This is a genomic window from Rhizobium ruizarguesonis (assembly GCF_012349115.1).
Classification (GTDB): Bacteria; Pseudomonadota; Alphaproteobacteria; order Rhizobiales; family Rhizobiaceae; genus Rhizobium; species Rhizobium ruizarguesonis.
The window spans coordinates 76,950-91,793 of the sequence record NZ_PQIG01000065.1; the positions used below are offsets into that span (position 1 = coordinate 76,950).

General features: G+C 61.5%; 13 protein-coding genes and 1 pseudogene. 7 read left to right on the top strand and 7 right to left on the bottom strand.

Annotated features, from left to right (window positions below; all coding sequences use genetic code 11):
• Positions 1-38 precede the first annotated feature (38 nt).
• Positions 39-2,060, top strand: a complete 2,022-nt coding sequence (locus C3Y91_RS08470) for a beta-N-acetylhexosaminidase (protein ID WP_130764183.1) — start codon at positions 39-41, stop codon at positions 2,058-2,060.
• A gap of 87 nt (positions 2,061-2,147) precedes the next feature.
• On the opposite strand, the gene C3Y91_RS08475 is transcribed toward C3Y91_RS08470, so the two are convergent.
• Entirely contained in the window at positions 2,148-2,624 is a 477-nt protein-coding gene (locus tag C3Y91_RS08475; protein ID WP_130687755.1) for a winged helix-turn-helix transcriptional regulator, read from the bottom strand.
• Positions 2,625-2,714: 90 nt separating this feature from the next.
• On the opposite strand from C3Y91_RS08475, the gene C3Y91_RS08480 reads away from it, so the two are divergent.
• Complete coding sequence (locus tag C3Y91_RS08480; RefSeq protein WP_168575244.1) at positions 2,715-3,530, top strand: oxidoreductase; 816 nt, start codon at positions 2,715-2,717, stop codon at positions 3,528-3,530.
• 50 nt (positions 3,531-3,580) lie between these two features.
• Positions 3,581-4,577: pseudogene (locus C3Y91_RS08485) on the top strand (NADP-dependent oxidoreductase).
• A 102-nt stretch (positions 4,578-4,679) separates the two neighbouring features.
• Here the strand turns inward: C3Y91_RS08485 and C3Y91_RS08490 are convergent.
• Positions 4,680-5,543, bottom strand: coding sequence for a helix-turn-helix domain-containing protein (locus C3Y91_RS08490; RefSeq protein ID WP_486669017.1), 864 nt, complete (start codon positions 5,541-5,543; stop codon positions 4,680-4,682).
• Positions 5,544-5,697: 154 nt separating this feature from the next.
• On the opposite strand from C3Y91_RS08490, the gene C3Y91_RS08495 reads away from it, so the two are divergent.
• Complete coding sequence (locus C3Y91_RS08495; RefSeq protein ID WP_168575245.1) at positions 5,698-6,612, top strand: DMT family transporter; 915 nt, start codon at positions 5,698-5,700, stop codon at positions 6,610-6,612.
• A 36-nt stretch (positions 6,613-6,648) separates the two neighbouring features.
• Here the strand turns inward: C3Y91_RS08495 and C3Y91_RS08500 are convergent, their stop codons facing one another.
• The 5 genes from C3Y91_RS08500 to C3Y91_RS08520 form a co-directional block, all read right to left on the bottom strand.
• Complete coding sequence (locus C3Y91_RS08500; protein ID WP_130663505.1) at positions 6,649-7,851, bottom strand: ROK family transcriptional regulator; 1,203 nt, start codon at positions 7,849-7,851, stop codon at positions 6,649-6,651.
• Positions 7,852-8,037: 186 nt separating this feature from the next.
• Positions 8,038-9,237, bottom strand: a complete 1,200-nt coding sequence (locus tag C3Y91_RS08505; RefSeq protein WP_168575246.1) for an MFS transporter — start codon at positions 9,235-9,237, stop codon at positions 8,038-8,040.
• A gap of 163 nt (positions 9,238-9,400) precedes the next feature.
• The gene (locus tag C3Y91_RS08510) at positions 9,401-10,177 is read right to left on the bottom strand and encodes an SDR family oxidoreductase (protein WP_130665898.1); all 777 of its coding nucleotides are present in this window, start codon (positions 10,175-10,177) and stop codon (positions 9,401-9,403) included.
• Positions 10,178-10,202: 25 nt separating this feature from the next.
• Complete coding sequence (locus tag C3Y91_RS08515; protein ID WP_018071221.1) at positions 10,203-11,066, bottom strand: MurR/RpiR family transcriptional regulator; 864 nt, start codon at positions 11,064-11,066, stop codon at positions 10,203-10,205.
• A 21-nt stretch (positions 11,067-11,087) separates the two neighbouring features.
• Positions 11,088-11,477 carry a RidA family protein gene (locus C3Y91_RS08520; protein ID WP_018071220.1) on the bottom strand — a complete coding sequence of 130 codons (390 nt, stop codon included), beginning with the start codon at positions 11,475-11,477 and terminating at the stop codon, positions 11,088-11,090.
• A gap of 111 nt (positions 11,478-11,588) precedes the next feature.
• Between C3Y91_RS08520 and C3Y91_RS08525 the strand changes: the two genes are divergently transcribed.
• Genes C3Y91_RS08525 through C3Y91_RS08535 form a run of 3 tightly spaced genes read left to right on the top strand, consistent with a single transcriptional unit; the run spans position 11,589 to position 14,678 of the window.
• Positions 11,589-12,071, top strand: a complete 483-nt coding sequence (locus tag C3Y91_RS08525) for a hypothetical protein (protein WP_018483498.1) — start codon at positions 11,589-11,591, stop codon at positions 12,069-12,071.
• Between the two features lie 30 nt (positions 12,072-12,101).
• Complete coding sequence (locus C3Y91_RS08530) at positions 12,102-13,577, top strand: M81 family metallopeptidase (RefSeq protein ID WP_130683276.1); 1,476 nt, start codon at positions 12,102-12,104, stop codon at positions 13,575-13,577.
• Entirely contained in the window at positions 13,578-14,678 is a 1,101-nt protein-coding gene (locus C3Y91_RS08535; RefSeq protein ID WP_130722477.1) for a D-TA family PLP-dependent enzyme, read from the top strand. It begins immediately after the preceding gene.
• The last annotated feature ends 166 nt before the right edge of the window (positions 14,679-14,844 follow it).

Here is a 14,844-nt window from a genome sequence, read left to right on the forward strand (position 1 = left end):
CGTCAAAAAGGCCAGATCTTCAAAAGGAAAGAGTGACCATGTCCACATCACGACCAAAAGCCCTGCGGCTTGAAACCCTTTGGAACCCGCCTGCGGACGGCAAGGAATTCTCCTACGTCCTGCGCCTCAAGAACCTCGGCACAGAGCCGCTTTCGAATTTCTCGCTGTGCGTCAGCGGCCCGGGTCGTGTCGATCCGGCCGGGCGCGTCGAAGGCGCCACGGTTTCGCAGCGGCTGTCGAATTTCACCGAATTCCAGCCGCCGGCCAATTTCGTTCTCGGCGCCGGCGAGACGTGGACGGTTTCAGTCTATGCGCTGAGCTGGCAGTTCCGCCACTGGACGGACGGCGCGACGAGCGGCTATCTCGCGCTTTCCGACGGCAGCACGATCGTGCTCACCATAGAGCCGACGCGATCTTCGGTCAGCAACGCGCCATTGAAGCGTGGCGCCGAGATCTATCCGGTTCCCGCCAATGCGCCCGTTCAGGTGTCGATCATCCCCTGGCCGAACCATGTGTCCGTCACTTCCCGACGTCCGCTGCCGGCCGGTTTTGCGCCGCAGGCGCGGAGCGCTGAAGCGGAGGCGGCAGCGCGCGGCTTCGCAGCGCTGGTCGAGCATCTCTTCGCCGTCGAAGGCATCGTGCGGAGCGAGACGGAAGGCGCGGTTCCGGTTGCCCTGAAGGATGCCGCCGGCTTCGGGCCGGAGGCCTATCGGCTGAGCTTCGAGGGTGAGGCGATCACGATCGAGGCAAGCAGCCAGACCGGCTTCCTCTACGGCCTTGTCACGCTCGGCCAGATCTGGCGCGGTGCAAGGCTGCATCCCGAGGTCTTCCAGTTTCCGGCATCCGGCGAGATCGTCGATGAGCCGTCGATGGGCTGGCGCGGCCTGCACCTCGACGTTGCCCGCCAGTTCTACGGTGCGGCCGAGGTCAAGAAGCTGGTGGCGGTGCTTGCCTGGAACAAGCTCAACCGCTTCCACTGGCACCTTTCCGACGACGAAGCATGGCGCGTCGAGATCGACGCCTATCCTGATTTGACCGCGGTCGGTGCCTGGCGCGGCCACGGTCTTGCCGTTCCGCCGCTGCTCGGTTCGAGCCCGGCCCGCACCGGCGGTTATTACACCAAGGCTGCCATCCGCGAGATCGTCGCCCATGCCAAGAGCTTCGGCGTGGAGATCGTGCCGGAGATCGATGTCCCCGGCCATTGCTACGCCATGCTGCAGGCGATCCCGGAGTTGCGCGATCCGGCCGAGGTCGGCAGCTACTATTCGGTTCAGGGCTTTCCCGACAATTGCATCAATCCGGCCCGCGAGAAGACCTATGAGATCATCGAGACGATCCTCTTGGAACTCATCGAGCTCTTTCCGTTCAAGACCATCCACCTCGGTGCTGACGAAGTTCCGCTCGGCGCATGGTCCGGCTCGCCGGAAGCGCTCGAGCGCCTGCGTAGCGTCGCGGGCGACGAGGTTGCCGATGCGCATGCCAAGCGGCTGAACGTCGTGACCAATACCCATGGCGCCGACGATATCCACGGCTCGGGTGCCGCCATCCTGCAGGCGGAGTTCCTGAACCGTGTCCAGCGCTTCCTTGCGAGCAAGGGCTGCATCACCGGCGGCTGGGAAGAGGCGGCCCACGGCGATGTCATCGACAAATCGAAAAGCTATCTCTGCAGCTGGCGCAATGTCGAAGTCTCGGCCGAACTTGCCGAGCGCGGCTACGAAATCGTCGTCTGCCCCGGACAGGTCTACTACCTCGACATGGCGCTCAGGCCCGACTGGGATGAACCCGGCGCCAGCTGGGCGGGGACTTCGGATGCCGAGAAGCTCTACAATTTCGACCCCATCGGCGGCTGGACGGCGAGCCAGAAACAGAAACTCCTCGGCATCCAGGCCTGCATCTGGTCCGAGCCGATGACGGATCGTGCCGTTTTCGACCGCCTCGTCTTTCCGCGCATTTCCGCACTTGCTGAAACCGGCTGGACGAAGCCGTCGTCCAAGTCGTGGGAGCGCTTCAGGGCGCTCGCAGGACTGATGCCGCTGCTCTACGGGCTGCAGCAGTCGTAGCGCCCGGATCGGGCCGCGGGTTTTGATTTGAGGATCACCCTCGCCATCGCCGGAGGCGGTGATGGCGGGGGGAAACTGACATCGCTTTCAAAGGGCGGTGTCAGGTGCCGTTTCATCTGCCGCGGGCAGCTCGCATTCGGGTGCGGCGATACGAATAGGACGAGTTCCAATCGGCGCGCCGGTCGCGCGGTCGATGGTGACGGGATCGATCTCGGTTCCGGTCTCGGCGTCGACGAAACGGGTGACTGCACCGCCGCTGCGGTGCTTGCGGCCCCAGGCGCCGATTGCAAACAGCACCGGCAGAAAATCGCGGCCGGCTTCCGTCAGCACATATTCGTCGCGCGGCGGACGCTCGGAATAGCGACGCTTTTCCAGCAATCCTTCCTCGGTCAGCGATGATAGCCGCCCCGTCAGCATTGTCGGGACGATACCGAGGCTTTTGCGAAATTCATCGAAGCGGGTCAGCCCCGCATGGGCGTCGCGCATGATCAGCATGCTCCACGCATCGCCGACGAGCGCCAGGCTGCGGGCGATCAGGCAGGGTTGTTCGGAAAGATTCTTCATGTCGATATCTTTTTAGTAGTGACTTGCTATCTTTTTGATAGTAACAGAATGCGCATGGATGTTCCACGACAAAAACGAAGGCAGACGTCAATGAGCAAGACAGAACGCAGCATTGCCCTGGTCACCGGGGCTTCCTCCGGCATCGGGCTGGTGACGGCGAAGGCGCTGCGGCGCGACGGTTACCGGGTGTTCGGCACCAGCCGAAAGCCGATGGCCGACACCGCCGATGGCATCACCATGCTGGTCTGCGACGTCATCGACGATCAATCGGTGCAGGGCGTCGTCGACGAAGTTCTGAAACGCACGGGACGGATCGATCTTCTCGTCAACAATGCCGGGATCGGCCTGCTCGGCGGCGCCGAGGAATCGACGACGGCGCAGGCCAAAGCCGTGTTCGACGTCAACGTCTTCGGCACGATGCGCATGACCAATGCGGTGCTGCCGGTGATGCGGCGGCAGCGCAGCGGTCGGATCATCAACCTGAGCTCGATCCTCGGGCTGATCCCGGCGCCGTTCAACGCGCTCTACGCAGCGACCAAACACGCGATCGAAGGCTATTCGGAATCCCTCGATCATGAAGTGCGCACACAGGGCATCCGCGTCGTGCTCGTCGAACCGGGTGTCACCCGCACCTCCTTCGAGGAGAACATCACGCGCCCCGACCGGCCGCTTGCCGTCTATGACGCAGTGCGCGCCGATGCGGAGAAGCTGATGCGCGAGATCGTCTCAAAAGGCGATGCGCCCGAGGTGGTCGCCGCAACCGTCGTCAAGGCCGCCAATGCGCCATCGCCGAAGAGACGCTACACGGCCGGGAAAGCAGCAGGACAAGTGCGTTTCATCCGCCGCTTCCTGCCTGAGTCCTTTGTCGACAAGAGCCTCCGGAAATTCAACAAACTTCCCGATTGATCCTGGCTTGCCGCATTGTCGGCTCATCGCAAAAACGAAAGTTCGCCCTCATGAAAGCATTCCTGATCGATCGCTACAAGAAAGGCGGCGCCCTCAGGCTCGGCCAGAGCCCTGAACCGCAGCTGCGGGAGAATGACGTCATGGTCGAGATCCATGCCGCCAGCGTGAACCCGCTGGATGCCAAGATCCGGGACGGAGAGTTCAAGCTGATCCTGCCTTACCGGCTTCCCTTGGTGCTCGGCAATGATGTCGCTGTGTCGTGGTGCGGGTCAGCGCCAATGTCCGGCAATTCAAACCCGGCGACGCGGTCTATGCGCGTCCCGGCAAGGAATCGGCACCTTCGCCGAGTATATCGCCATCGACGCTGCCGATATCGCCCTGAAGCCCGCCAATCTCAGCATGGAAGAGGCCGCATCCATTCCGCTTGTGGCGCTGACCGCATGGCAGGCACTGGTCGAGCGCGCCAAGCTGCAGAAGGGGCAGAGGGTGCTGATCCATGCGGGCTCCGGCGGCGTCGGCACCATCGCGATCCAGCTTGCCAAACATCTCGGCGCCCACGTGGCGACGACCGTGAGCACGGCAAGTATCGATCTGGTGAAAAGCCTCGGCGCCGACGTGGTGGTCGATTACAAGAAGGACGACTTCGAAAAGGTGCTGAAGGGCTATGACGTCGTGCTGAACAGCCTCGGCAAGGATACGCTGGAGAAATCGCTCGCCGTCCTGAAGCCCGGCGGCAAGCTGATCTCGATATCGGGTCCGCCCGATCCCGATTTCGCCAGGGAAAACGGCTTCGGCTGGCTGCTGCAGCAGGTCATGCGCTTCTTGAGTTTAGGCATCCGGCGGAAATCGAAGCGCCGGGGGATCGGCTATTCCTTCCTCTTCATGACGGCAAACGGCGCGCAGCTCGGCAAGATCACCTCGCTGATCGAGGCGGGCGCCATCCGCCCCGTCATCGACCGGGCCTTCCCGTTCGATAAGACCAACGAGGCGCTGGACTATGTGGAAACGGGACGCGCGAAGGGCAAGGTCGTCATCGCGGTGAAGTGAGGTCTGGAAGGCCGAAGAGCCTCGGTTTAGCCGAGCGGCTTTTGCAGGACGTCGAAGCACGGATTGGTTTCGGAAAGGAGAAGTGCGGTCGAGCGAAGGGTTTCACTGTCTTTGCCGGTAGGCAGAGGGTGTGACGCCTGTGCCCAACTTGAATGCCCGTGTCATGTGGCTCTGGCTGCTGAAGCCGCAGGCCGAAGCGATCTGCGCGATCGGGTCCATGCCTGATAACATCGATTTGGCGCGCTCGATACGCCGGTGAGCCACCCAGCCATGTGGGGACACACCATAGCTTGCCCGGAACATCCGCTGAAAATGAAAGGCGCTGAGCTGCCCGATCGCCGCCAGATCCTGCAAGCGGATTGTCTCACCGAGATGGGCCTCGATATACTCCAGACTCCGGCGCCGCACATGAGAAGCGAGCCCGCCGCTGATCGCGCAGGGACGCATCCCGCCATAGCGCGGATCAACGAAGAAATCGTTGATCGTCTGTGCCATCGCTTCTTCAGCCTGCAGATGACTGCCCGCCACGATCGCTTGCGTCATCTGCCGAAGCGTGCGCGCCAAGGGGGGTGCATCTGCGAAGGTCACTTCGGGAAGAGCCATGAGCCGAGCATCGCGGTCAAACGTCTCCGCAAACATCCGGCGCAACTCATCATCGGGAACATACAGATGGACGAATTGGGAGAAGTCGGTGATTTCCCATTCGGACGAGTGCTCCTGTGGCATGATGCACAGCACTCCCGGACGGCCGCGCGCGGCGGGGCTGCCATCCAGACGTCGCGTTCCGGCGCCGCCCCTGAGATAAAGACTGAACGTATGGCCGTTCGGCCGCTGATAGCTCATCCTGTCGTGTGCATTGCTCCAGATGGCAGCTGATCGCCCGAACCCCAAATCGATGGACTGTGACATCCGCGCAGTGGGAGATGCGGACAAAAACCTGAAAACCGAGGGGTGACTATATTTCACCAATTCTTCCCCACACCTGACCATGCCGCGCGAACAATACCGGCGGACGAGCTGCCTGGCGAGCCGGAAGTCCGGGCAAATCGATTTCATAGCAAGAATCTGCAAGAGACCTGCTCGCGGTTCGCCTATTGGTCGGGAAAACGAGGATCACTCCATGGCAAATGCCGCTCTCTTCATCGCCACCGTCCTTATATGGGGGACGACTTGGATCGCCATTGCGATGCAGGTCGGTCCCGTGCCGGTCTTGGTCTCGGTCTTTTACAGATTTGCGGTCGCAGCAGTGATCCTCCTCGCCATCCTGGCCGTCATGCGGCGGCTCAAGCTGCCTGCCTTGCGCGATCAGCCTTTCATCCTTGCGCAAGCGCTCTGCCTGTTCAGCCTCAATTTCATCTGCTTCTACAACGCCGCCGCCTCTATCCCGTCCGGGCTGATCTCCGTGATCTTCTCGCTCGCAACGATCTACAATGCCGTCAATGCGCGCCTCTTCTTCGGCGACCGCATTACAGGCCGCACGCTTCTCGCAGCGGCGCTCGGAGCAACCGGCCTTCTCCTCCTTTTCGGACAGGACGTCGTCGTCGATTTCGATATGGGCACATTGAAAGGGATCGGGCTCGCAGCGCTTGGCACGCTGTTCTTCTCGCTGGGCAATATGGCATCGCGTCGAAACAGCGCGGCTGGAATCTCACCGCTGACCGCCAATGCCTGGGGCATGACCTATGGCGCGATCGTCCTCCTCGTCCTGATTGCCGTGACGCAAACGCCGATCGTCGCACCGCCCAACGTCACCTATCTTGCCGCCATGCTCTATCTCGCGGCAATCGGATCGGTGATCGGCTTCACCACCTACCTCATGCTGGTGTCGCGCATCGGCTCCTCACGCGCTGCCTATGCCACCGTCCTGTTCCCGATCGTCGCCCTGTCGTTGTCGACGGTCTTCGAGGGCTACCACTGGACCGCTCTGGGCCTGATCGGCCTGGCGCTGACGCTTCTCGGCAACGTGGTCATCTTTGCGCGACCTCTGGCCCGTCGCCCGCCGCAGTCAGATGCGAGGTTGCCGGCAGGCGGATGAGAGGCCGGCCCAAGCAATCTCCCGGGCAGAGGTGTACTAGCCAAGCGGCTTTTGCAGCACGTCGAAGCGCGGATTGGTTTCGGAAAAGATCGGCAGGGCGGCGGCGCCGAGAATTGCCGTATCCTTGCCGGTCATGCCGATCATGACGCGAGGCACCGTCCGCTGCTGGTTGGTATCGATCGGGGTGTGCAGCGGCTCCAGCCGCTCTGCAAGCCGAAGCATGAGCGATGTCGATATGCTGCCGCCAAGCACGATGGTCTGCGGATCGAAGGCCAGTTCCAGAAAATCAAGGGTCTGCCGCAGCGGTTGGACGGCCTGATCCAGCCAGGTATCGAGACCTTCGCCGCCCTTGGCGATCAGCGCATCGAGATCGTCGGGCGACAGTTCCTCGGCGTTGGCAATGCCCATGAATTCGTAGGCAACGGCCGGCGAGATGTAGCGATCCAGACAGCCGCGCTTGCCGCAACTGCAGAGCTTGCCATGCGGTTCGACGATGATGTGACCGATCTCGCCGGCATTGTTGCGGCTGCCCTTGTAGAGGTGACCGTCGAGGAACATCCCGGCGCCGATGCCACCGCCGCCGGCGAGGAACAGATAGACGAAGCTGCCCAAACCGCGGGCGACGCCATGCAGGCGCTCGCCGATCGCCGCTGCCGTCGCGTCGTTTTCGACGAGCACCGGCACCTTTACCCGCTGTTCCAGCTCATGCCCGACGGGAAAACCCTGCCAGCCGGGCAGGTTCAGCGGACTGAGCGACGTTGTGCCGCCATCGGCATAGCGGCCGGGCAGGGCCATCCCGACGCCGAGCAACCTGTTCCGGTCGAATGCGAAGGCCTGCTGAAGATCCTCGACGATGGACTGGAGAGCCGGCATCGCCCGTTGCGGATCGGGATGTTCGACATGGCGCTCGATGCGTGCGCAGACGGCGCCGGAGAGATCCGTCAGGACCCCGCTGGCGCGCTGCCGACCAAGTTCGAGGCCGATCGAATAGGCGCCGCGTGGATTGATGGAGTAGGGGATGATCGGCTGGCCGCGCGCCAGCTTCTGCGCCTCGGCCGGAACGAGAAGATGCGATCGCTCCAGCTCCTCGACGATGTTCGATACGGTCTGGGCAGTCAGCGCCGTCATCCGGGCGATCGCCGCGCGCGACAAGGGACCGTTCGTGCGGACAGCCTCGATCACCACACGCCGGTTGTGAGACTTGGCCTGCTCGAGATTCGTGCCGGAGATTGCCTTCATGTCGCCTTCAAAGGAATTGGTGCGTCACCCTTGTCACAAGACGAACACCGATGAAAGCCACATTCTTCGCCACGTCCCTGGACGAAAGCATGTCGCGCAAAACTGTGCAGCGGTTTTGCGACAACGACATGCGTAAGAACAAAGACCTAAAGCGCGACAAGCGAATCTGAAAGATCGCGACGCGCTTTAGCGGGCTTTGCCCCTATGCAAGAGGCCGATGATCGCTATTCCCGACAATCCGGTGACGGCGCTCAGGATCGCGGTTCCCGAATAGCCAGTCACATAGGTGCCGGCGGCAAAGACCAGCGCGCCGAACCCGGCGCTGGCAAAGATATTGACGGAGATCAGTGCGCTGCCGAGGCCCGGCCGGTCGGCGATCAGATCCTGCAGATAGGTGATCGGAATGGTGATGATCGCCGACGCTCCGATGCCGGCAAGCAGGGTGAGCGCATAGAGGTGCCACGGCTCAGAGGCAAAGCCGAGAAGGCTGAGGAACACGGCATAGATGATGGTGCCGGCGGCAAGCGCCGTCATCTGGCCGGCCTTCCGTGCGATCCGCGACCAGACGATGATGAAGACGACTTCCAGCAATGCGACGATGCCGACAAGAATGCCGACGTCGCTCAGCGAACCATGAGCAGCACCGGTGGCGATCAACGGCAGAAGGGCGTCATTGAGATGCAGCGTGCTGGTAATCAGCGCTACCCCGCCAATATGCGCCGAGATGCGCGGCGAAACCACCTGGCGAAGCGCGCCGAGATAGCTGAGATGATGAACTGCCGCCATCTCCGTTCCCGTCCGCTTCGGCAGGGCGAAGACGATGATCCCCTGACAGAGCAGACATGAGATGCTGGCAAAGAGGTAAGCCGGCAGCATGCTCGATGCGCCCGAGAGAACCAGGCCGGTGATACCGGGGATCAACACCCAGGACAGGGAGATCATGGCGCGTACGCCGGAGTTGGCCGTCACCATGTCGCTTCGGTTCATGCCGTGCATCGCCGCGCGCGCATTGGCAAATAGCAGCGAGTTCAGCGCCCCGTAGATCGGCAGGGGCAGCAAGCCGGCGATGACGAAGACGGCGGCGCTGGGAAAGGCGCAGACCATGCCGTAGCCGACGATGCCGAACAGGCAGGCGCCGATCATCGTCGACCGGTACTCGCCCAGCCGGTCGGCGAGATTGCCGAGCAGGACGCTGATAACGACGTTCACCGCCGCGGAGAGGAAACTCAGGAAGGAATAGAGGCCGTCGCTCAAGCCCAATTCGCGGATACCCACGACCGAACGATAGGGAGCCGTCATCGCCCCCGCCATTCCGAAGGTGAAAATGGCGATCATGCTAGCGCGGATCGCCGGATTACGGAAGACGTCGGGAAAAAGTCGGCTCATGCGGTCATCGATCAGAAGTAAGCCGGCTTCACAACCTGCTCCTCTCGTCTTCCTCTGGAGCAATTCCAGGAAAAGTGCGAAGCGGTTTTTCGTCCGGAATTGCGTAAAAACGAAAAGTTAGAGCGGTTCTGCGGTTCCATGAAAAGTTGAACCGCTCTGGATTTCAGTAATGTTCCGATTGCGAGAAGGTTCGCGCGAGCTCGGCCTGGCCTGCCGTGAGGCCGCAGTCGACAGGCAGGCAGACGCCGGTGATAGAGGCGGCCTGGGGACCGGCGAGGAAGGCCACGGCATTGGCAACATCTTTCGGATCGACGACCCGCTGTAGCGGATACCAGCGGCGTGCTTCCTCGAAAACGTTGGGATTGGCGCTCGCACGGGCTTCCCAGGCCTGCGTCTTCACCGTGCCGGGTGCGACGGCGTTGGACCGGATCCCGAACTTGCCGTATTCCACGGCGACCAGCCGGGTGAAATGCAGAAGGCCTGCCTTGGCGGCGCTATAGGCCGGGTGTCCGAAGACATGCATGCCGTTGACCGAGGCGATGTTGACGACGGAACCCTTGGAAACCGTCAGCATGGGCTCGAATGCGCGGAAACATAAGAATGCCGCTTCGAGATTAAGCGCAACGTCCGCCCGCCAGATCTCGGGCGTCGTGTCGTGCAGGCTGGTGGCGCGGGCAGCACCGGCATTGTTGACCAGGGTTCGAACCACGCCGACGTCTGCTGCGCGTCTTGCCAATTCGGCAATGCTCGTCTCGCTGGTCACATCGCATTGGACGGCGACGAAGCGATCGCCCGGCCCGAGCTTCAATGCCACGGCAGCCGCAGCCTCCGCATCGATGTCGGCGAGCAACACGATGTCGTGGTCATCGGCGAGCCGTGCGGCGATCGCCGCGCCGATATCGCCTGCAGCGCCGGTAACGATGGCTATCGACTGCGTCATTTTCTGTCGCTCCCGTTCATGAACCTCAATCTCCAAGCAATTGCCGGTCGTCGCCGTCGCGGTGAATGACCAGCTGTTGCTTGATGCGCCGAAGCGTGGTCGTCGCCTTTGGCTGAACGGCGTAGGCGACCAGGCTCGACAGGATATCGACCGTCGCGATGTAGGCGATGCGCGTCGAGGTCGGGCGATAGATATTGCTGCCTTCGGGAAGATCGATCGGCACGACGATCTCGGCAGCCTTGGCAACCGGGCTGTCCGTCTGGGTGAGCGCGATCGTCTTCACCTTTGTCTGGCGGGCAAGCTCGAAGGCCCGCACCAGCTCCATATTGCGCCCTGAGAAGGACGAGCCGATCAACACGTCGCCCGGCTTTGCCGCGGCAGCCATCATCAGCTGCATGCTGTGGTCGGAACTTGCCGTGATGCGAAGCCCGAGACGGAAGAGGCGGTTCTGGAGCTCGTCGGCGATCATCGACGAATTGCCGCCCGATCCGAACGCATAGATCATATCGGCCTTGGCGATATGCGAAACGGCGGCTTCGATCGCGGCAAGATCGAGCGACCGATGCAGGAGAAAGAGCGCATTCTGGGCCTTGGTGATGATATCCTGTGCGACATCGGCCGGATCAGTGCTTTTCGATTCCGGTTTCAGATACCGCACCCCGATATGGGCGGTCCTTGCGAGCTGCACCTTGAAGTCGGAAAAGCTCTCGCAACCGAGCCGTCGGCAAAAACGGGTGACGGTCGGCGGCGATACCTTGGCCCGTTCCGCGAGCTCGATGATCGAGGCATTCACGGCAAATTCGAAATCGTTGACGATGATCTCCGCGATGCGGCCCTCGGAGGGAGAGAGCCGACCCTTGTCTTCCTGCAGCGTTGAAAAGATATCCAAGCCCGTCCCCCCGATGGTTCTCTATTTATCCTTCTTCTTATAGGCCACGCAGTCGATCTCAACCTTGCAATCAACCATCATCGACGATTGCACACAGGCGCGGGCCGGTGGATGTTCGCCGAAATACTCCTGGTAGATTTTATTGAAGGTCCAGAAGTCGCGCGGATCATCGAGCCAGACGCCGACGCGCACGACGTCTTCGACGCCGTATCCGGCCTCGTCGAGGATCGCCAGGACATTGGCAATCGTCTTGTGTGTCTGGGCAATGATGTTGCCATCGATGATTTCGCCATCTTCCATCGCAACCTGGCCGGAAACATACAGCCATCCGTCGGCTTCGACCGCCCGCGCGAAAGGCAGCGCCTTGCCGCCGGCGCCCGTTTGAACAGTGCCATAGCGCTTGATGGGCATGCTGAAGTCCTTGCAAATTATTTTCTTGATAAGTTGACAAGTGACCATAGAAAGCAGAATTTGACCAGTGAAAAACACGTTTTATGAAAAGAATTTCAATCCGGGGCAGATATGCGCGATCCTTTCAAGAATCCTTTCCCGTCCGACAGCGCCCGGCACGCTATCTGGGAGATGCTCGTTCCGCGCGATATCGATGCCTTTCTGGCCGCCGATTGGTCGATGGTCGAGCATGACTTTGTGGAAGAGGGTTTCATCGGCATCGACGGCCGAAAGGAAGTCAGCCCCGACAAGTGGCGCCTCGCATTTCCGACGCTGTCGGCCTATCGCCAGGAATGGCTGAGGCAGGCAGAGGATTTCGCAAAACAGAGTTTCGCAGAAGATGCGCGCACGGCGATCTTCACCACGACGACGCTGGAAGATATCGAAATCGAAGGCGACATGGCGCTTGTTCGCAAGAAATTCGATGGCGGCATTTCCAAGCCTGACGGCACCCGAGACGTCATGCAATGGCAGACGCTCTATTATTGCAGGCTTCACGAAGGACGCTGGAAGATCTCAGGTTTCACCGGCTACCTGCCGAACCCGATGGGTTGACGCGGGGCCGACAATACGAAGGCCACTTTCTTGCGCATTTTCACGGCAGCACTGGCGACCGAGACCAACACCTTTTCCCCGATCTGCGTGGATCGTCGCGCATTCGAAGCCTCTCTTTATGCTCCGCCCGGCCAGCATCCCGAGACGCCGACGCTCTGCACCGCGCCGATCACCGTCGGAAGGCGCGTCACCCGAGAAAAGGGTTGGGAACTGATTGAGGGAACCGCCACCTGGGCCGATCCCGCAGGCCTCGTCAACCGGGCGACCTACGAGGAATTGCGTGACGAAATCCTCGGGCAACTCAACGCGGCAATGCCTGTCGACGCCGTTGTCATGGGCCTGCATGGCGCCATGGTGGCTGCCGGATACGAGGATACTGAAGGCGATCTTCTCTCGCGCATGCGGGAGATCGTCGGGCCTGATGTCCTCATCTGCGCCGAACTCGATCCGCACAGCCATCTCACCGCAAAACGCGTCGCTGCGCTCGATTTCGCTGTCTATTTCAAGGAGTTTCCGCATACGGACTTCGTCGACCGCGCCGAGGATCTCTGGCGCATGACGGTCGAAACGCTCGAAGGCCGGATCAAGCCTGATATGTCGGTGTTCGACTGCAAGATGATCGACGTCTTCCCGACATCGCGCGAGCCCATGCGTTCCTTCGTCGACAAGATCATGCAGATCGAGACGGATGATCCTGACGTCTTGTCGATCTCGGTGATCCACGGTTTCATGGTGGGCGACGTTCCCGAAATGGGAACGAAGCTGCTTGTCGTGACGGACAATAAGCCGGAGAAGGGCGCGGCTTTGGCGCGCGAACTCGGCCTCGAGCTGTTTTCGAAGCGCGGCACCTTCATGGTTCCGCAGATCGACGAGAAGGAAGCCGTCACGCGCGCGCTTGCCGCAACCGCTTGGCCGGTTGTCATCGCCGATGTCTGGGATAATCCGGGTGGCGGCACGGCAGGGGACGCGACTGTCATCCTCGGGGAACTCATGGCCCGCGGCGTCACGAGTGCTGCGATCGGCACCATCTGGGATCCGGTGGCCGTCCAGATTTGCTTTGCGGCGGGCGAGGGGGCGGAAATTCCGTTGCGCTTCGGCGCCAAGTCGGCGCCCGGCACCGGCAATCCCGTCGATGGCACCGTCAAGATCGTCAAGCTGGTGAAGAATGCCGAGATGCAGTTCGGCGAGAGCCTCGCACCTTTCGGCGACGCCGTACATATCGTCCTCAAGGGCCTCGACATCATCCTCAATTCGACGCGCGCCCAAAGCTTCGATCCGAGCCTTTTTTCGGCGATGGGCATCGATCCCGCCCGACAGAAGATCCTGGTGATCAAATCCACCAACCACTTCTTCGCGTCCTTCTCGAAGATCGCCGCAGAGATCCTTTACTGCTCCGCCGGAACGCCCTATCCCAATAATCCGGCGACGACGCCGTACCGGCGCGCACCGAAGACCATATGGCCGATCGTCGCCGATCCACACGGACTAGAACGCGGAGCCGCCTAGATGCATGACAACCGGTTTGCCGTCGTCGCCATGGCAGGAGACAGGATCGCCGATCTCTCGACGCCGCGTCCTGTGATCGACGAAGACAGGCTGGCTGCAAACATAGGCCGCGTTCAATCCTATATGGATCAGCATGGGCTGAACTTCCGCCCGCATATCAAGACGCACAAGATCCCGGCTCTCGCCGTCGCGCAGGTTGCCGCCGGCGCCAAGGGCATCAATTGCCAGAAGGTGACGGAAGCCGAAGTCTTTGCCGAAGCCGGCTTCGAAGACATCCTCATCACCTTCAACATCCTGGGACCGCAGAAGCTCGAGCGGCTGGCCAAGTTGAACGAGAGAATTTCGGCCCTCAAGGTCGTCGCCGACAGCGAAGTGACGGTCGACGGGCTCGCAGCACATTTCTCCGGCCACAAGCCGCTGAACGTGCTGGTCGAATGCGATACCGGCGGCAGCCGCTGCGGCGTGCAGACACCGGCAGAAGCGGCTTCGCTCGCCAAGCGCATCGCCGCTGCCGACGGCCTCACCTTCGGCGGCATCGTGACCTATCCGAAACCGCAATCGGCTGCCGCCGTCGAAGCCTTCATCGCCGAGACGCTCGAACAGCTGACTTCGGAAGGCATAACCTGCCCGATTGTCAGCAATGGCGGAACCCCAAGCCTCTTCGAGGCGCATCTCGTCAAATCGGCCACGGAACACCGCGCCGGCACCTATATCTATAATGATCGCCAGATGGTGCGCATGGGCCATTGCACCGAGGACGATTGCGCCATGCATGTGCTGGCGACCGTCGTGTCGCGGCCAAACGCCGACCGCGCCGTCATCGATGCCGGGTCGAAGGCGCTGACATCGGATCTTCAGGGTTTCAGCGATTACGGGCTGATCGTCGGTTATCCCGAGGCGCGGATCAGCAGCCTCTCGGAAGAACACGGCGTGATCGACCTGTCGAACTGCACCGGCCCCCGGCCGCAGATCGGTCAGAAGCTGTTCATCATCCCGAACCACACATGCGTGGTTTCCAATCTGTTCGATACGATGGTCTTCCATCGGGGCGGCATCGTCACCCGCGTCGAGGAAGTCGCCGCCCGCGGCCTCGTCTGGTAGGGGTCGGTTCCGATTGAAGGCGAAGTGGCCCTGATCACCGACGACCGCAGTGATTGGCTGATTGCTCGCGGTCTCGGTATCAGCAAGGATGCAGTCGCTGATATCGCAAGACATGCACGCGGCGGATGATTTCGTTGCGCCAATAACAGACATCAGCTCAGCACCG